Origin of the sequence: Variovorax sp. UC74_104, from assembly GCF_044055375.1 — a bacterium.
Classification (GTDB): domain Bacteria; phylum Pseudomonadota; class Gammaproteobacteria; order Burkholderiales; family Burkholderiaceae_C; genus Variovorax.
The window spans coordinates 1,841,900-1,859,216 of sequence record NZ_CP171978.1; the positions used below are offsets into that span (position 1 = coordinate 1,841,900).

Here is a 17,317-nt window from a genome sequence, read left to right on the forward strand (position 1 = left end):
ACCAACGGCTAACCATGGCAGCAGTGATTTGCGGTTCCCTCGCATTCGACACCATCATGACTTTCGAGGGCCGGTTCGCCGACCAGATCCTTCCCGACCAGCTGCACATCCTGAATGTGTCCTTCCTGGTTCCCACGCTACGCCGCGACTTCGGCGGCTGCGCGGGCAACATCGCCTACAGCCTCAACGCGCTGGGAGGCACGGCGCTGCCCATGGCCACGCTCGGCAGCGACGGCGCCACCTACCTTGAGCGCATGCGCTCGCTGGGCATCAGCACGGAGTTCGTGCGCCAGCTCGACGACACCTTCACCGCGCAGGCGATGATCATGAGCGACGTCGACAACAACCAGATCACAGCCTTCCACCCCGGTGCGATGCAGCAGGCGCACATCACCAAGGTGGCCGCGCGCGAGGACATCAAGCTGGGCATCGTCGCGCCCGACGGCCGCGACGCCATGCTGCAGCACGCGGAGCAGTTCGCCGCCGCGGGCATCCCCTTCGTGTTCGATCCGGGCCAGGGCCTGCCGATGTTCGATGGCGAGGCACTGCGCCATTTCGTCGAGCTCGCGAGCTGGGTGGTGGTGAACGACTACGAAGGCAAGATGCTGTCGCAGCGCACCGGCTGGAGCCTGGCCGAGATCTCGAAGCGCGTGCGCGGCCTGGTGGTCACGCTGGCGGCCGAGGGCTGCGAGGTGTGGACGAACGGCGAGCGCGAACACGTGCCGGGCGTGGTGGCCACCGAGGTCGTCGAGCCCACGGGCTGCGGCGATGCATGGCGCGGCGCGCTGCTCTTCGGCCTGGAAAAGGGCTGGTCGCTCGCGCAATGCGCGGCACTGGGCAACAAGGTCGGCGCGATCAAGATCGCGCAGCGCGGCCCGCAGAACTACGAGATCGATCGCAAGGCGCTGGGCCTTTGAACTTCTTCCCCGCGAGGGGATGGATGCCGGCAGGGCCGGCGCCATGAAAAAAGCCCGGCACCGTGAGGTGCCGGGCTTTTTGCCTTCAAGGCCGCTGAGAAACTCAGGGCTTGCTGGCCGTGGGGAACGGCCAGGCTGCCTGGGGATTCAGCGTCGTTTGCGCCGCAGGGGCAGGCGCTACGGCGGCAGCCTTGGCAGGGGCAGCGGCCTTGGGAGCCTTCTTCGCAGCAGGCTTCTTGGCAGCAGGCTTTTTCGCGGCTTTCTTGGCCGCAGCCTTTTTGGCAGGGGCCTTCTTGGCAGCAGCCTTCTTCGCAGGCGCCTTCTTGGCAGCGGCCTTCTTCGCCGGGGCCTTCTTGGCAGCAGCCTTCTTCGCAGGCGCCTTCTTCGCTACGGCCTTCTTCGCCGGAGCCTTCTTGGCAGCGGCCTTCTTGGCCGGTGCTGCCTTCTTCGCTGCTACCTTCTTGGCAGGAGCCTTCTTGGCAGCGACCTTCTTGGCCGGTGCCTTCTTGGCGGCTACCTTCTTGGCAGGAGCCTTCTTGGCGGCGACGGCCTTCTTAGCCGGAGCCTTCTTTGCAGCGGCTTTCTTAGCCGGAGCTTTCTTTGCAGTTGCCATTTCTATTTCTCCTTGATCAAGTTGAAAAAATCAACCTATTGAAGCACTCCACGCACGTTGGGTAACGTGAAGCGATTCATGGTGTTGGAATCTTTGCTCCAGCACCATGAACACCTGAGCCCTCGTCCATGCCGCGCTCTTCGGCGCGATCGGTGGCAAGGGCAATTCTTGAATTCATTAATTCTTGTCGAAAGATTCAATCCCAGGAGAGCGCGCCACCCGACTGGTATTCAATCACGCGGGTTTCGAAGAAATTGCGCTCTTTCTTCAGGTCAATCATTTCGCTCATCCACGGGAACGGATTTTCTTCGTTCGGGAAGAGCGTTTCGAGGCCGATCTGCTGGGCACGCCGGTTGGCGATGTAGCGCAGGTAGCCCTTGAACATGGAGGCGTTCATGCCGAGCACGCCACGGGGCATGGTGTCTTCGGCGTATTTGTATTCGAGCTCGACGGCGCGCAGGAAGAGCGCCTTGATCTCCGCCTTGAACTCTGCGGTCCAGAGGCCGGGGTTCTCGAGCTTGAGCTGGTTGATCAGGTCGATGCCGAAATTGCAGTGCATCGACTCGTCGCGCAGGATGTACTGGTACTGCTCGGCGGCGCCGGTCATCTTGTTCTGGCGGCCCAGCGCGAGGATCTGCGTGAAGCCGACGTAAAAGAAGAGGCCTTCCATCAGGCAGGCGAACACGATGAGCGACTTGAGCAGCTTCTGGTCGGCCTCGGGCGTGCCGGTGTGGAAGTTGGGGTCGCTGATGGCGTCGATGAACGGGATCAGGAACTGGTCCTTCTCGCGGATCGACGGCACTTCGTTGTAGGCGTTGAAGATCTCGCTCTCGTCCAGGCCGAGCGACTCGACGATGTACTGGTACGCGTGCGTGTGGATCGCTTCCTCGAAGGCCTGGCGCAGCAGGAACTGGCGGCATTCGGGCGCCGTGATGTGGCGGTAGGTGCCCAGCACGATGTTGTTGGCGGCCAGCGAGTCGGCGGTCACGAAGAAACCGAGGTTGCGCTTGACGATGCGGCGCTCGTCTTCGCTCAGGCCGTTCGGATCTTTCCACAGCGCGATGTCGCGCGTCATGTTCACTTCCTGCGGCATCCAGTGGTTGGCGCAGGTGGCGAGGTACTTCTCCCACGCCCACTTGTACTTGAACGGCACCAGCTGGTTGACGTCGGTCTGACCGTTGATGATGCGCTTGTCGGAAGCCTTGACGCGCTGGGTGGATTGGGTGGCGGCGGCAGGCGTTGCTGCTGCAGAAGATGCGGTGGCAACCGGGCGCACTGCAGCGCCGTCATCGAGCGTGCTGAATGTGCGGAGGGCGGGTTGCGCGATCGACGAAGTCGGAGCGTCCACCGAACGGCCTGCGGGCAACCCGCTGGTCGATGCGTTGTGGTGCTGCAAACCTTGTTGCATATCCTTTGGTAAGGAGGGCTTGACTTCTTCGTCCCAGGTCAACATAGAAAAATCCAATGCTCAAATTATCGGAGTAACGATGTGAGTTGCAAAGTGCTCGTTCACATCGCACGCCATTTATGTGGTTGTTATGTTGCTCGCATGCATCGCGCGATGTCAGTCAATGGCTTCATTGAATGAGCGTCGCGCGATTTTTCGCATGCACCTCACTGATTCACGGTCGCGAGCATCGACGCGTCATTGGCACGCTTCGCAGGTCGGATCGTCCACGCCGCAGAACGCGATGTCGGTGGCGGGAATCGCGCTCATCTGAGCCTTTGCCGCAGCAGCGGCGGCTTCGAGCGCGCTCATGCCCGAAGGTGCATCGCTGCCCGACGACACCGCGTTGAGGCGGCCCGACTGCACCGTCGACTTCTCGGCGTGCGTCGCGCTCTGCGTGCGCAGGTAGTACGTCGTCTTCAGGCCGCGCAGCCATGCCAGCTTGTAGGTGTCGTCGAGCTTCTTGCCCGATGCGCCGGCCATGTAGATGTTCAGCGACTGCGCCTGGTCGATCCACTTCTGGCGACGCGCGGCGGCTTCCACCAGCCAGGTGGTCTCGATCTCGAACGCGGTGGCGTAGAGCGCCTTCACGTCCTGCGGCACGCGGTCGATGGGGCGCAGCGAACCGTCGAAGTGCTTCAGGTCCATCACCATCACGTCGTCCCACAGGCCCAGGCGCTTCAGGTCGCGCACCAGGTAGTGGTTGATCACGGTGAACTCGCCCGAGAGGTTCGACTTGACCGAAAGGTTGCCGAAGCACGGCTCGATCGAGGCGTCCACACCGATGATGTTCGAGATGGTCGCGGTCGGGGCGATGGCCACGCAGTTCGAATTGCGCATGCCGTCGGCCTTGATCTTCGAGCGCAGGGCGTCCCAGTCGAGGGTGGCCGAGCGGTCGACCTCGACGTAGCCGCCGCGGGCCTTTTCGAGCAGGTCGAGCGAGTCGATCGGCAGGATGCCCTTGTCCCACAGCGAGCCCTTGTAGCTCGAGTACTTGCCGCGTTCCTTGGCCAGCTCGGTCGAGGCCCAGTAGGCGTGGTAGCAGATGGCTTCCATCGACTCGTCGGCGAACTGCACGGCTTCCTGCGAGGCGTAGGGAATGCGCAGTTCGTACAGCGCGTCCTGGAAGCCCATCAGGCCCAGGCCGACCGGACGATGGCGCAGGTTCGAGTCGCGCGCCTTCTTCACGGCGTAGTAGTTGATGTCGATCACGTTGTCGAGCATGCGCATCGCCGTCGACACGGTCTTCTTCAGCTTCTCCTGGTCGACCTTGCCGTCCTTCAGGTGCTGCAGCAGGTTCACCGAACCCAGGTTGCACACGGCGGTTTCGGTGTCGCTGGTGTTCAGCGTGATCTCGGTGCACAGGTTCGACGAGTGCACGACGCCGGCGTGCTGCTGCGGCGAGCGCACGTTGCAGGCGTCCTTGAACGTGATCCAGGGGTGGCCGGTCTCGAACAGCATCGTGAGCATCTTGCGCCACAGGTCGGTGGCCTGGATGGTGCGGCTCGGCTTGATCTCGCCGCGGGCAGCCTTCTCCTCGTAGGCGACGTAGGCCTTCTCGAAGTCGGCGCCGAACAGGTCGTGCAGGTCGGGCACGTTGGAGGGCGAGAACAGCGTCCAGGTGCCCTTTTCCATCACGCGGCGCATGAACAGGTCGGGGATCCAGTTGGCGGTGTTCATGTCGTGCGTGCGGCGGCGGTCGTCGCCGGTGTTCTTGCGCAGCTCCAGGAACTCCTCGATGTCGAGGTGCCAGGTTTCCAGGTACGTGCAGACCGCGCCCTTGCGCTTGCCGCCCTGGTTCACGGCCACGGCCGTGTCGTTCACCACCTTCAGGAAGGGCACCACGCCCTGCGATTCGCCGTTCGTGCCCTTGATGTGGCTGCCAAGCGCGCGAACGCGGGTCCAGTCGTTGCCCAGGCCGCCGGCGAACTTCGACAGCAGCGCGTTTTCCTTGATTGACTCGTAGATACCGTCCAGATCGTCGGGCACGGTGGTCAGGTAGCAGCTCGACAGCTGCGAGCGCAGCGTGCCGGCGTTGAACAGGGTGGGCGTGCTCGACATGAAGTCGAACGACGACAGCACTTCGTAGAACTCGATGGCGCGCGCTTCGCGGTCGATCTCGTTGAGCGACAGGCCCATGGCCACGCGCATGAAGAAGGCTTGCGGCAGCTCGATGCGGGTCTTGCGCACGTGCAGGAAGTAGCGGTCGTACAGGGTCTGCAGGCCGAGGTAGTCGAACTGGTTGTCGCGCTCGGGCTTCAGGGCCGCGCCCAGGCGGGCCAGGTCGTACTGCAGCAGCTTCTCGTCGAGCAGGTCGTTGTCCACGCCCTTCTTGATGAACTGCGGGAAGTAGTCGGCGTAGGCGGTGGCGCGCTCGGCGGGCAGCACTTCGCGGCCGATGATCTCCTTGAAGATCGTGTGCAGCAGCAGGCGCGCGGTGGCGAAGGTGTAGTCGGGGTCCTTCTCGATCAGCGTGCGGGCAGCCAGGATCGAGGCCTTGTAGACCTCGTCGAGCGGCACGCCGTCGTACAGGTTGCGCATCGTCTCGGCGACGATGGGGGCGGCGGTGATGCTGTCGCCCAGGCCTTCGCAGGCCGATTCGATCAGGCTCTTGAGTTCGTTCAGGTCGAGCGCGACCCGCTCGCCGTTGTCCAGCACGTGCAGCGCGGGCGTGGCCGGCGCTTCCTGCTCGCCCTGCTTCGAGCGTTCCTGCGTGCGGCGTTCGCGGTACAGCACGTAGGCGCGGGCGATCTCGTGGTGGCCGCCGCGCATCAGGCCGAGCTCGACCTGGTCCTGCACGTCCTCGATGTGGAAGGTGCCGCCGCCCGGACGCGAACGCACCAGCGCGCGGATCACGCCCTGCGTGAGCACGTCGACCGTCTCGCGCACGCTGGCCGAGGCCGCGCCCTGGGTGCCGTGCACCGCCAGGAAGGCCTTCATCATCGCGATGGCGATCTTGTTCGGCTCGAAGGGAACCACGGCGCCGTTGCGGCGGATGATCTGGTAGTGGGCCAGGTTCTGGCCGGTGGGCGAGCCGGCAGTGTCTCGCTGCGGCTGCGACGGCGTGGAGGGGATGGCACGCGGGGTCGATTGGGGGTTCAGGGCTGTTTGCATTCGCTTCCTCTCGGTTGGCAATTCTTGTTGGATGGCGGCACCTGGTCCGGCGCCGCACCGGTGTACGGGACCGGACGGAAGACACTATATCTAGGGTGCAAGGGGCATACAACCCACTAGATGTAGCGTTTTCCAATGGATACAAGGATTGCCGGTATTACTTCCGCAATAGGCCACGGGCGAAGACGCCCCGTGAATACTGGCCTATGGTCACGCAACCCGCATGGGGCGTGGCTTGCAGGCCGATTTGGGCCTGCAAGGCGCATGGTTGCTGCATCGCGCGTTTGCGATTTTCGCATTGCTGCGCCGCGGGAACGGCGCATCGCGAGGCGCCGCGCGATTGAAAAAATTAGAGCCGCCTGAGCTGCTCGGGAAACATCTGTGGATTCCAGCCCAGTTGTTCGCGCAGCAGGCGCCAGTCGAAGCCCGCGCCCGGGTCCTGCTTGCGGCCCGGCGCGATGTGCTCGTGCCCCGCGATGTGGGCGACCGGAAAGTGCTGCGCGATGGCGGCGCACACGCTCGCGAGCGTCTCGTATTGCGGCTCCTCGAAGAGCTCTCCTTCGAGGCCCTCGAGCTCGATGCCGATGGAGTCGTCGTTGCAGTTGCCGCGGCCGCGCCACGACGACACGCCGGCGTGCCAGGCGCGATCGTCGCAGCTCACGAACTGCCAGAGTTCGCCGTTGCGTCGCACGTAGAAATGCGACGAAACCTCCAGCCCGCGGATCGACTGGAAATAGGGATGCGCGTCCCAGTCCAACTGGTTGGTGAAGAGCTTTTGCACCGCGTCGCCGCCGTATTCGCCGGGCGGCAGGCTGATCGAGTGCAGCACGATGAGGTCGATCTGCGCGCCCTGCGGCCGGGGCCCGAAGTTGGGCGAGGGCAGGGCCTTTGCGAAGCGGTACCAGCCGGCCTGCCAGAGTCCGTCTTCGGCCGGGGCTTCTTCAGTCGTCGGCATTGCTGCTGCTCGCGCCGTCGTCGCCGTTGGGCGTGGTGATGCCCAGCCGCGCGATGCGGTAGCGGATCTGGCGCAGGCTCATGCCGAGGCGCGCGGCGGCCGCGGTGCGGTTGAAGCCGCTCTCGTGCAGCGCGCGCACGAGAATCTCGCGCTCCTGCTGGTCGAGGTAGGCCTGCAGGTCGGAGGGCAGCGGCGGAGGTGCGGCCTTCGCAGGCGCGACCGGCGCGGCGATCGGCTGTGCAGCCGCCGGGGCGAGGGGCGCATCCGCAGCCGGCGACAGCGCAGCCGGCGCGGATGCCGCGGCTTCGGCAGCCGCCGTGAAGCCGCCCATCAGGTCGAGATGCAGTTCGTCGCCGTCGTTCAGCGCCACCGCGCGGTGCAGCAGGTTCTCGAGCTCGCGCACGTTGCCGTTCAGCGGATGCTGCGCGAGGCGGCGCAGCAGGTCGTCGGACAGGTGCGGCACCGGCAGCCCGCCGTCCTGCGCGATGCGCGAGAGCAGCGCGTTGCACAGCGCGGGCAGGTCCTCGCGGCGGTCGCGCAGCGCGGGCACCGCGATCTCGATCACGTTGAGGCGGTAGAAAAGGTCTTGCCGGAAACGGCCCGCCTGCACTTCGGAGTGCAGGTCCTTGTGGGTGGCGCTCACGATGCGCACGTCGACCGCGTCTTCCTGCGTCGAGCCGATCGAGCGCACGCTGCGCTCCTGGATCGCGCGCAGCAGTTTCGACTGCATGGCCAGCGGCAGGTCGCCGATTTCGTCGAGGAACAGCGTACCGCCGCGCGCGGCCTGGAAGTAGCCGTCGCGGTCCTGCGACGAACCGGTGTAGGAGCCCTTCTTCGCGCCGAAGAATTCGGCCTCGAGCAGGTTTTCGGGAATCGCGCCGCAGTTCACCGCGACGAAGGGGCCTTCGCTGCGCTGGCTGCAGGCATGCACCGCGCGCGCGACCAGTTCCTTGCCGGTGCCCGATTCGCCGCGCACCAGCACCGGCGCCATGCCGCGCGCCACCTTGGCGATGCGCGACTTGACCAGCCGCATCGGCTCCGACTCGCCCACGAGGCGGTCGAGCGCGGCGATGCCGGTGCCGGAGGTGACCGGTGCCGCCTCGCCAGCCGCATTGCCGGTGGTGGAGGGGGCAGCCTGAGCGGGCTTGGCCACCGGCTGAGGCGCCGTCCGCGCCTGCACGGCGGAAGCCACGACCGCGCGGAACTGCTTGAGGTCGACCGGCTTCGTGAGGTAGTCGAAGGCGCCGGCCTTCAGCGCCTCGACCGCGTTCTCGGCGGAGCCGTAGGCGGTCATCACCACGCAGCGCTCGCTGCGCTGGTCTTTCTGGATGCGGTGGATGATCTCCATGCCCTGCCCGTCGGGCAGCCGCATGTCGGTGATCACCGCGTCGAAGCGGCCGGCTTCCAGGTGCTGCCAGGCTTCGGACACGCTGCCCGCAGCCTCGACGCGATAGCCCTCGCGCAGCAGCGTCAGCTCGTAGAGCGTGCGCAGGTCGGGCTCGTCGTCGATGACCAGGATCTGCGCCGGGCGCTGGGTGGAAGAGGTCGGGGTGCTCACGGCGCTATTGTGTCAGCCGGTTTTCGCTGGCGGCGAAGCTGACGAAGAATTCGTTGCCCTCGGCCCCGCCCGGCACCAGCGCGCGCCGCTCGTAGCCGATGGTGGCGCCGTGCCGCCGGCACAGCTCGCGGCAGAGGAACAGGCCCAGCCCGCTGGAGCGGCTCTCGGAAGAGAAGAAGGGCTCGAAAAGGTGCCGCTGCACCGCCGGTTCCAGCGGCGCGCCGTCGCTCCACACCATCAGGCTCGGGCGGTTGCTGCCGCTGCGCTGCTGCGCGGTCAGCACCTGGATCGCGCCTTCGCGCGTGCTGGCGTAGCGCGATGCGTTGTCCAGCAGGTTCACGATCAGGCGGCGCAGGTGCTCGGCGTCGAAGCGCACGTCGCAGTTGGCCGCGTCGAGCGACACCAGCACGCCCTTGCGCTGGGTCTGGCGCACCCATTCCTCGGCCAGCGCCTGCACGGCCGGGTCGAGCACCAGTTGCTCGCCCAGGGAGAGCACGCGCTGCTGGCGCGCGCGGGAGACGTCGAGCACGTCGTCCACGATGCGCGCGAGGCGCTGGGCGTTGTGCTGCACCATGCTCGTGAGCTTGCGGTGCGCGGGGTCGGTCAGGTCTTCGCTGAGCAGCGCGCTGGCCTGCGTGATGGCGGCCAGCGGGTTGCGGATCTCGTGCGCCACGGCCGCCGACATGCGGCCCATCGCCGCCAGCTTCTCGGTGCGGATGCGGGCCTCGAGTTCGCGCAGGTCCTGCAGGAACATCACGCAAAGGCTGTCGGCGCGCTTCTCGCTGGTGGGCGTGAGCCGCGTGCGCACGCGCACCTCGCGCGCCGCGCCTCGCGCCTGCGCCACCGGGATTTCCTCCGACTGCGGCGCCCGCCGCGCGAAGGTCTGGCGCGCCAGCGCCGCCAGCGCATGCCAGGCCGGCTGGGCGTGCAGCGGGAACGGCAGCGTCAGCTTCGCCAGCCCCTGGCCGAGGATGGCGTCGGCCGCCGGGTTGGCCGCATGCACCAGGCCTTCGGCATCGATCACCAGCACGCCTTCGCTCAGCGTCTCGATTACCAGGTCGTTGACCTGTGCCTGCATCTGCGCGCTGCTGCGGTTGCGCTGCGCCACCGCCTCTTCGCGGGCCAGGCGGCGGGCCATCTCGTGCGCGAGCAGCGCCACCACGAAGAAGCCGGTGCCGGTGAGTGCCGCCTGCACGAAACGCGGCGACGAGTCGCCCGACTGCTGCAGCCAGTGCCAGCCCGCGTCGGCCAGGAGCAGCAGCGTGACGGTGGCGGAGGTGCCCAGGCTCACGATCATGGTGCCCAGCACCGCGCTCATGAGCACCGGCAGCGCGAACAGCGGCGTGTAGTTGACGTTGCCGCCCTGCAGCACCTGCAAGGCGGTGAAGGCCGCCAGGTCGATGCCGATGGTCAGCAGCCACGGGGTGGTGAAGCCGCGGATCGGCGGCTGGAAGCGCGTATAGCGCATTCCCAGCCAGGCCGAGGCCAGGTACAGCGCCGAGGTGGCGATGGCCGCCGCCTGCATCGTTTGACCGATCGCGAAGGACACGCCCTGCAGCAGCACCAGCACCAGCGCGACGAAGCAGCGCGCGCCCATGAAGCCGCGCCAGAGCCGGCCCAGCGCCGTGGTCTCGCCGGGGCCCTGGTCGAGCACGTCCCAGTCGGTGACCGGCTCGCCGCGCGACCAGAGGGGCGTGCTCATTGCCGGGCGGCGGCTTCGCGGTGCGCGGTGCTGCAATAGACCGCGCCGCCGGGACCGGCGATGGCCTCGGTCGCGGGCAGGTGCAGCCCGCAGTGGGCGCAACGCACCATCGCCTGCGGCGTGCCGGCCGCCGTGCGCTGCTGCTGTTGCTGCGCCTTGGCCGCGCGCTCGCGCATGGCGTCGCGCATTTCTTCGCGCCGGTTCTTGCGCCAGAGCCATATCGCGACCCAGAGCACCGCGAGGACGAGGAGGTATTTCATTTCAGGCGGGGGGGCGCGCGAGGACCACTTCGAGCACGAAGCGCGAGCCCACGTAGGCCAGCAGCAGCAGCGCCGAGCCGGCGTAGAGCACGCGGCGCGCCGTGCGGCCGCGCCAGCCGAAGCGGGCCCGGCCGATCAGCAGGATCGCGAAGCTGATCCAGGCGAGCACCGAGAAGATGGTCTTGTGGTCCCACTTCCAGGCGCGGCCGGCCAGCCCGTACAGCTGCTCGCTGAAGAACAGGCCCGCCAGCAGCGTGGCCGACAGCAGCACGAAGCCGGCGGTGACGAAGCGGAAGGTGAGCCGCTCGAGCGTGAGCAGCGGCACGCCGCCCTGCGGCTCGACGGCAGCGGCCAGGCGGATCTGCTTTTCGGCGCGGGTGATCAGCCAGGCATGCACCACCGCGGCGCCGAACAGGCCGTAGGAGGCGATGCCCAGCGCCAGGTGCAGCGGCAGCCACGGCGATGCCGTCACGTGCAGCGGCGTGCCTGGAAACAGGATGGCCAGCAGCACCGCGGCCGCGCCCAGCCAGGCGAGCGCGCGCCGCACCTTCAGCTGGGGATACATGCGGCTTTCGACCGCGTAGACGGTGAGCACCAGCCACGCCGTGACCGACAGCGCCGGCGCGAAACCGAAGCGCGGCTCGCTGCCGACGAGACCATGGGCGAGGGCCGCAGCGTGCAGCAGCCATGCGATCCCGAGCGTCCATTGGGTCGATTGGCGGCTGAATCTGGCGCCGGCGGCGGCGACAAAACCGTAGGCAACCGCGGTGGCGATGCCCAGAGCCACGCCGAGCGGGGAGGGGATCGCTAAAATCATCGGCCGGAGTTTAGCGTCTCGCTATTGCGTTCCCGGCGCCCGGCTTCAAGTTCTTTCCCGTCTCCCAGGCTTCTCATCCGGCCCGCGCCACAGCGGGCAGCAAGGCATCCCCCTCATGGCCACCGCCCTCACAGAAAAGTTCTCCCGCCTCGTCAAGACGATGAGCGGCCAGGCCCGCATCACCGAAAGCAACGTGCAGGACATGCTGCGCGAGGTGCGCATGGCGCTGCTGGAGGCCGACGTGGCCCTGCCCGTGGTGCGCGACTTCGTCGCCCGCGTGAAGGAAAAGGCGCTCGGCCAGGAAGTGCTGGGCTCGCTCAAGCCGGGCCAGGCGCTGGTGGGCATCGTCAACCGCGAACTCGCCGCCACCATGGGCGAGGGCGTGTCCGACATCAACCTCGCGGCCCAGCCGCCGGCGGTGATCCTCATGGCCGGCCTGCAGGGCGCCGGCAAGACCACCACCACCGCCAAGCTCGCCAAGCACCTGATCGAGAAGCGCAAGAAGAAGGTGCTCACCGTGTCGGGCGACGTCTACCGCCCCGCCGCCATCGAGCAGCTCAAGACCGTCACCAGGCAGGCCGGTGCCGAGTGGTTCCCGAGCACGCCCGACCAGAAGCCGCTGGACATCGCGCGCGCCGCGCTCGACCACGCCAAGCGCCACTATTTCGACGTGCTGCTGGTCGACACGGCCGGCCGCCTGGCCATCGACGAAGTGCTGATGGCCGAGATCAAGCAGCTGCACGCTGCGCTCGACCCGGTCGAGACGCTCTTCGTGGTCGACGCCATGCAGGGCCAGGACGCGATCAACACCGCCAAGGCCTTCAAGGAGGCGCTGCCGCTCACCGGCATCATCCTGACCAAGACCGACGGCGATTCGCGCGGCGGCGCGGCGCTGTCGGTGCGCCAGGTGACGGGCGTGCCGATCAAGTTCGCGGGCGTGAGCGAGAAGATCGACGGCCTGGAGGTGTTCGACGCCGAGCGCCATGCGGGCCGCATCCTGGGCATGGGCGACATCGTTGCGCTGGTCGAGCAGGTCACGGCCGGCGTCGACGTGGCGGCGGCGCAGAAGCTCGCGGCCAAGGTCAAGAGCGGCGCGGGCTTCGACCTCAACGACTTCCTCGGCCAGCTGCAGCAGATGAAGCAGATGGGCGGCCTCTCCAGCCTGATGGACAAGCTGCCCACGCAGATGGCCGCCAAGGCCAGCGAGGCCGACCTGAGCCGCGCCGAGCGCGACATCCGCCGCAAGGAAGGCATCATCAACAGCATGACGCCGCTGGAGCGCCGCAAGCCCGAGCTGCTGAAGGCCACGCGCAAGCGCCGCATCGCGGCGGGCGCCGGCGTTCAGGTCCAGGAAGTGAACCGCCTGCTCAACGAGTTCGAGCAGATGCAGGGCATGATGAAGAAGATGAAGGGCGGGGGCCTCATGAAGATGATGAAGCGCATGGGCGGCATGAAGGGCCTGGGCGGAATGGGCGGCCCCGGCGGGCCGAAGCTGCCGTTCTGAGCGGACGCTGCACGCGCACACATATATATAAGAAGGCCCGCCGGGGTGAACCGGCGGGCCTTCTGCTTTTCAGGTCTGCATCTCCTTCAGGTCTGGACTTCGTAGACCGTCTCGTGCGCCTCCACCGGCGCCGGCAGCTCCCAGCGGTGCAGCATGCGCTCGATGCCCGCGTTCGACAGCGTGGTGTCGCGCTCGCGGTTGCGGCGCATCAGCTCCGGGTGCGGCACTTCCAGGTAGACCAGCTCGATGTGCGCGTGGTAGGCCCACAGCAGGTCGAGCGTCTTGGTGCGCATCTGCTGGCTCAGGTGCGTGGCGTTCCAGACGAAGTGCTCCTGCCTGCGCAGCAGCGCCTTCGCCTGGTCGATCGCGTGGTGCGCGGCGAGCCCGTCGTTCTCGCCGTGCTTGAGGCCGAGCTCGGCGCGCGCATCGTCGAAAGACACCACCGGCCAGCCCTTTCGATGCTGTGCCACCCAGTGGTTCTTGCCGCTGGCAGGCAGCCCGCACATCACCGTCACCTGCGATCCGGCGTTCTGGAACAGCGGGTAGTCGGGGCTGGTGTCGGCGCCGCGGAAGTAGGCCAGGCGCGTGTGGGCGTCGGCCATCTTCCGCGGGCCTTCCCAGCAGCCTTCCTCCTGCGCCAGCTGCTCGAAGAGCGCGATGTCGGCCATGCTGTCCGCGCGCTTCTCGTAGTGGCGCCCGAGCATGTCGCAGCGCGCCACGCAGCACAGGTCGGGCAGGCTCAGCTCCCATGAGAGCTTGTGCGCCAGCCACTCGGGCCGCACGCCCTTGCGCGAGGAGAAGGCATGGAACGGCACCTGGTGCACCGCGATGATCCGGCACACCGCCTCGCGCAGCGCGAAAGGCACGCGCGCTTTCCACATCAGCACGCGCACGTCGACCGCGCCCCGCCGCGAGTGGCCCGGCTGGCCGATGCGGCCGCTGGCCTCGTCGATCACCGTGGTGTCGGGCTTGGCGATGTCGTGCAGCAGGCAGGCCATGAACAGCACGAAGCGGCCGTCTGCGTCGGCGCGGCGGTAGTGCGCGTCCTGCATCAGCGCGTCGAGCACCATGCGGGTGTGGATGCCGACGTTGCCTTCGGCGTGGTAGTACGGGTCTTGCGGCGTCTCTTCGAGGCGCAGCAGGGCCGGCAGCAGTTCGCAGCATTGCGCCCAGTCGGTGTCCTTGCCGGGCTCGGGCACCAGGGCGCGGAGATCGTCGAAGTTCATCGCTTCCTCCCTGTGGTCGTCAGTTCGGCCGGATCGCGCAATGTGCGCAGGCCCAGGTCCTGCCAGGTCAGCTGCGGCGTCGGTGCGTAGAGATCCACGCCCGGCGCCAGCTGGTTGGGCAGCACCGGCCGGCGGCTGTGATGCGAGCCCGAGTCGAGGATGGTCTGGACGAAATCCGGGCGCACCCACTTGTAGCGGCCGGTCACCTGGCCGTCCGATTCGGTCTTGAGGTACAGGCCCTCGGCGAGGTCGGACAGGTCGGTCTGCTGCCGAACGAGATCGAGCGGCTGGCCTTCCTGCGCCACGGCGGCTTCGAAGGCGGGCTTCCAGTCCGTGCTGCGCGCCAGCGAGGGCTTCACAAGCGCCTGCAATGCCTTCGCGCTGCGCGGCATTTCGCCTTCGTAGAGCACGGGCACCGGCAGCACCGGGCTGCCTTCGAGCAGCGTATGCCGCGCTGGCGTCGACAGGAAGCACTGCGACTGCCGGTCGTAGATGTCGAACTCCAGGAAGAAGGCCGGCAGCCGGTCGTACCAGCAGCTGTGCTTGGCGAAGCACCACTCGCCGTACATCACGTAGCGGTCTTCGAGCCGCTCCAGCAGCGCCGCTTCATGTGCGGCGGCCCAGTGCTTGAACAGGTTGAACTGGCGCTCGCCGGAGCCGCCCGCGAGGTAGTGGCCGCGCGACTGCAGAAGCAGTTCGCCTGCGGAAGTGAACGACACGGCTGCATTGGCGCCATCGAGCTTTTCCTCGATGACGACGTGCATGCCTTGCAGTTCCGACAGCGGCGTCTGGCCGTCGTCGCTGTCACCGGCCTGCAGCCGGGAGCCTTCCAGGTGCGCAGTACGTGGGTACTTGAGCAGCGGGATCGATGAAAGAGAAGAAGAGAGAGGAAACACGTTTGTTCTCCGGATGGAACCAGGAAGAACCGACAACGTGCGGGAGCGAAGCTGGAAAGCTGGAAGAAGCGGATTGCGGTCAGCGGAAAGCGCAGCTTAGCGCCCGACATGACCGGCAATGAAGCGGCGTTGTCGGCGTCAGAGGGTGATGACGGCGAGACGGGGCACTTGGCGCTCCTGTGGATCGAAGGGATCCGTGGGTGGATGAAAAAAGAAGTCGGCGATTCTAGCCACGCGCCATGAAAAAAGCCGGCCCAGTGGCCGGCTTTTCGAGGCAGTGTGTCTTCAGCGCATCAGGCGGTGGCCAGCGCTGCCGGGCGAGCCAGGCGCAGCGCGTGCATCCATGCGCGGCGCAGCACGGCCGGCGAGCGCGATTCCTCGGGAATCAGCAGGTAGCCGCGGTCGCGCAGCGTGGTGCCCAGCGCGATCTGGCTGGTCAGCACGGTCAGCGGGATCGCCAGCAGCAGCGGCAGGCCGACGGGCATGAGCCAGACCAGCGCGCTCGGGTCGATCATGGCGACGCCGACGGCCAGCATCGCGATCACCAGCGTCATGGGAGCCAGCTGCGAGGCAGCGACCTTCCACGGCACGGCGGCGGCTTCCCGCGGGGGCGACTTCCAGTCGAGCTTGATGCCGGTGAGGGCGACCAGCACGAAGAGCGAATGGGCCAGCATGCGCACCGGTGCCTGAACGATGGCCAGGCCGGCTTCCATCACCGAGCTCTTCACCAGGCCCCAGAGGCCACCATACTGGCGCTGCTCGCCGCGCATCAGCACGGCGGCGATGCCCAGTACGCGCGGCAGGAACAGCAGGCACAGCGTCCAGACCCACAGGCCGGCCAGTTCGGCGGGCAGCACGCTCCAGCTGGAGACCAGGCTCGAGCCGCTCAGCCACAGGGCAGTGCCCAGCGTCAGGAATGCGAGCCACAGCGGGGCCGAGACGTAGGCCATGGTGCCGGTCACGAACATCGCGCGGTGGACCGAATGGATGCCGGGTTCGGCCATCAGGCGGGCGTTCTGCAGGTTGCCCTGGCACCAGCGGCGGTCGCGCTGCAGTTCGGCCAGCAGGTCCGGCGGTTGCTGCTCGTAGCTGCCGACCAGGTCGGACACCAGCCACACGTGGTAGCCGGCGCGGCGCATCAGCGCGGCTTCGACGAAGTCGTGCGACATGATGCCGCCCGACATGCCGCCGGTGCCCTTGATCGGGGCCAGCGCGCAGTGCTTCATGAAGGGTTCGACGCGGATGATCGCGTTGTGGCCCCAGTAGTGCGACTCGCCCAGCTGCCAGAACTGCATGCCCAGCGTGAACAGGCGGCCGGTCACGCGCGAGGCGAACTGCTGTGCGCGTGCGTGCAGCGTGACGTGGCCGATGGCCTGCGTCGCGGTCTGGATGATGCCGGCGGTGGGGTTGGCTTCCATCAGCTTGACCATCGAGGTCAGGCAGTCGCCGCTCATCACCGAGTCGGCGTCGAGCACGACCATGTAGCGGTAGTCCTTGCCCCAGCGGCGGCAGAAGTCGGCGACGTTGCCGGCCTTGCGGTGCGTACGGCGGGTGCGCAGGCGGTAGTAGACCTCGACCTGCGGCTGGTTCGGGCTCTCGGCCAGCGCGGCGCGAAGGTCTTCCCAGGCGGCGCGCTCGGCGGCAGCGGTCTCGGGGTTGTAGCTGTCGGACAGCACGAACACGTCGAACTGCTTCGCGTGGCCGGTGGCCGCGACCGATTCGCAGGTGGCGCGCAGGCCGGCGAACACGGTGGCCACGTCCTCGTTGCAGATCGGCATGATGATTGCCGTGCGTGCCTCGGGGTTCATCGGGTGGTTGGCCACCTGCTTCGCCGAGAGGGAGTGCTTGTCGCCGCGCACGGAAACGTAGAAGCCCATCAGCGCGGTCACGAAGCCGGTCACGACCCAGCCCGAGAGCAGGCCGTACAGGCCGATCTGGCCGTATTCGAGCCAGAGGTTGTCGTAGTCGGGCTGAACGCTGGCGAAGAGCGACGACGCGATCACGGTGCTCAGCAGCGTGAGCATCATGAAGGCGAAGCGGCGGCGGGCGGCGGCGCGCTGCCAGGGCTGCTTCGTTTCGTTGGCGGGGTGAGCGCCGGCTTCGGCGTCACGGCCCGCGCCGAGCTTGACCAGCGCGGCGGTGCCGAGGCTGTTCCAGAAACCGCGCCAGGGGCGCGGCGTCATGGAGCCGCGGTTGACCGGGGGGGCGGTGACCGAGTTGGGATGGCGTTCTTCGCGAACCGGGCTGCGGCGCGAGAAATCGGTATCGGCCAGCACGTTCAGTTGGGAGAAGTCGTTCGGCTTCATGT

Annotated in this window: 13 protein-coding genes; 2 read left to right on the plus strand and 11 right to left on the minus strand. The window is 67.2% G+C overall.

Translation table 11 applies throughout. The features are described 5' to 3' along the window. Positions 1-14 precede the first annotated feature (14 nt). On the plus strand, positions 15-917 hold the full coding sequence (locus ACHMXA_RS08625) for a carbohydrate kinase family protein (protein ID WP_395320102.1): 903 nt from the start codon (positions 15-17) through the stop codon (positions 915-917). A 103-nt stretch (positions 918-1,020) separates the two neighbouring features. Here ACHMXA_RS08625 and ACHMXA_RS08630 read toward each other — a convergent pair whose 3' ends face one another. The 8 genes from ACHMXA_RS08630 to ACHMXA_RS08665 form a co-directional block, all read right to left on the minus strand. Beyond that, on the minus strand, positions 1,021-1,530 hold the full coding sequence (locus ACHMXA_RS08630; RefSeq protein ID WP_019656794.1) for a histone H1-like DNA-binding protein: 510 nt from the start codon (positions 1,528-1,530) through the stop codon (positions 1,021-1,023). A gap of 196 nt (positions 1,531-1,726) precedes the next feature. After that, positions 1,727-2,983 (minus strand): ribonucleotide-diphosphate reductase subunit beta, encoded by a 1,257-nt coding sequence (locus ACHMXA_RS08635; protein ID WP_176667860.1) that lies wholly within the window; start codon positions 2,981-2,983, stop codon positions 1,727-1,729. Between the two features lie 192 nt (positions 2,984-3,175). Further along, positions 3,176-6,091, minus strand: a complete 2,916-nt coding sequence (locus ACHMXA_RS08640) for a ribonucleoside-diphosphate reductase subunit alpha (RefSeq protein WP_395320104.1) — start codon at positions 6,089-6,091, stop codon at positions 3,176-3,178. Positions 6,092-6,440: 349 nt separating this feature from the next. Further along, on the minus strand, positions 6,441-7,046 hold the full coding sequence (gene ampD, locus ACHMXA_RS08645; RefSeq protein WP_395320106.1) for a 1,6-anhydro-N-acetylmuramyl-L-alanine amidase AmpD: 606 nt from the start codon (positions 7,044-7,046) through the stop codon (positions 6,441-6,443). Beyond that, the gene (locus ACHMXA_RS08650; RefSeq protein WP_395320108.1) at positions 7,033-8,604 is read right to left on the minus strand and encodes a sigma-54-dependent transcriptional regulator; all 1,572 of its coding nucleotides are present in this window, start codon (positions 8,602-8,604) and stop codon (positions 7,033-7,035) included. The genes ampD and ACHMXA_RS08650 overlap by 14 nt, the downstream gene beginning before the upstream one ends. Positions 8,605-8,608: 4 nt before the next feature. Next, positions 8,609-10,306 (minus strand): nitrogen regulation protein NR(II), encoded by a 1,698-nt coding sequence (locus ACHMXA_RS08655; protein ID WP_395320110.1) that lies wholly within the window; start codon positions 10,304-10,306, stop codon positions 8,609-8,611. Further along, a complete protein-coding gene (locus ACHMXA_RS08660; protein ID WP_176667865.1) occupies positions 10,303-10,566 on the minus strand; it encodes a PP0621 family protein in 264 nt (87 codons plus the stop codon). Before ACHMXA_RS08660 ends, ACHMXA_RS08655 begins: the two co-directional genes overlap by 4 nt. Before the next feature lies 1 nt (position 10,567). After that, positions 10,568-11,383 carry an inner membrane protein YpjD gene (locus tag ACHMXA_RS08665; protein ID WP_395320113.1) on the minus strand — a complete coding sequence of 272 codons (816 nt, stop codon included), beginning with the start codon at positions 11,381-11,383 and terminating at the stop codon, positions 10,568-10,570. 115 nt (positions 11,384-11,498) lie between these two features. Here ACHMXA_RS08665 and ffh point away from each other — a divergent pair, with 115 nt between their 5' ends. After that, positions 11,499-12,887 (plus strand): signal recognition particle protein, encoded by a 1,389-nt coding sequence (gene ffh / locus ACHMXA_RS08670; RefSeq protein ID WP_395320115.1) that lies wholly within the window; start codon positions 11,499-11,501, stop codon positions 12,885-12,887. An 86-nt stretch (positions 12,888-12,973) separates the two neighbouring features. Here the strand turns inward: ffh and ACHMXA_RS08675 are convergent, their stop codons facing one another. The 3 genes from ACHMXA_RS08675 to mdoH all read right to left on the minus strand — a co-directional run bounded on the left by ACHMXA_RS08675 (position 12,974) and on the right by mdoH (position 17,315). Continuing rightward, positions 12,974-14,113, minus strand: coding sequence for an AAA family ATPase (locus ACHMXA_RS08675; RefSeq protein ID WP_395320117.1), 1,140 nt, complete (start codon positions 14,111-14,113; stop codon positions 12,974-12,976). Continuing rightward, entirely contained in the window at positions 14,110-15,009 is a 900-nt protein-coding gene (locus ACHMXA_RS08680) for an RNA ligase family protein (RefSeq protein ID WP_395320119.1), read from the minus strand. The genes ACHMXA_RS08675 and ACHMXA_RS08680 overlap by 4 nt, the downstream gene beginning before the upstream one ends. 293 nt (positions 15,010-15,302) lie before the next feature. Further along, positions 15,303-17,315, minus strand: coding sequence for a glucans biosynthesis glucosyltransferase MdoH (gene mdoH, locus ACHMXA_RS08685; RefSeq protein ID WP_176667871.1), 2,013 nt, complete (start codon positions 17,313-17,315; stop codon positions 15,303-15,305). Positions 17,316-17,317 lie beyond the last annotated feature (2 nt).

Bases quoted from the DNA above. Each gene is read 5' to 3' on its own strand.
- ACHMXA_RS08640 (WP_395320104.1), bottom strand. From the start codon at position 6,091: ATGCAAACAGCCCTGAACCCCCAATCGACCCCGCGTGCCATCCCCTCC.
- ampD (WP_395320106.1), bottom strand. From the start codon at position 7,046: ATGCCGACGACTGAAGAAGCCCCGGCCGAAGACGGACTCTGGCAGGCC.
- ACHMXA_RS08675 (WP_395320117.1), bottom strand. From the start codon at position 14,113: ATGAACTTCGACGATCTCCGCGCCCTGGTGCCCGAGCCCGGCAAGGAC.
- ACHMXA_RS08665 (WP_395320113.1), bottom strand. From the start codon at position 11,383: ATGATTTTAGCGATCCCCTCCCCGCTCGGCGTGGCTCTGGGCATCGCC.
- ACHMXA_RS08630 (WP_019656794.1), bottom strand. From the start codon at position 1,530: ATGGCAACTGCAAAGAAAGCTCCGGCTAAGAAAGCCGCTGCAAAGAAG.
- ffh (WP_395320115.1), top strand. From the start codon at position 11,499: ATGGCCACCGCCCTCACAGAAAAGTTCTCCCGCCTCGTCAAGACGATG.
- ACHMXA_RS08655 (WP_395320110.1), bottom strand. From the start codon at position 10,306: ATGAGCACGCCCCTCTGGTCGCGCGGCGAGCCGGTCACCGACTGGGAC.
- ACHMXA_RS08660 (WP_176667865.1), bottom strand. From the start codon at position 10,566: ATGAAATACCTCCTCGTCCTCGCGGTGCTCTGGGTCGCGATATGGCTC.
- ACHMXA_RS08635 (WP_176667860.1), bottom strand. From the start codon at position 2,983: ATGTTGACCTGGGACGAAGAAGTCAAGCCCTCCTTACCAAAGGATATG.
- ACHMXA_RS08625 (WP_395320102.1), top strand. From the start codon at position 15: ATGGCAGCAGTGATTTGCGGTTCCCTCGCATTCGACACCATCATGACT.
- mdoH (WP_176667871.1), bottom strand. From the start codon at position 17,315: ATGAAGCCGAACGACTTCTCCCAACTGAACGTGCTGGCCGATACCGAT.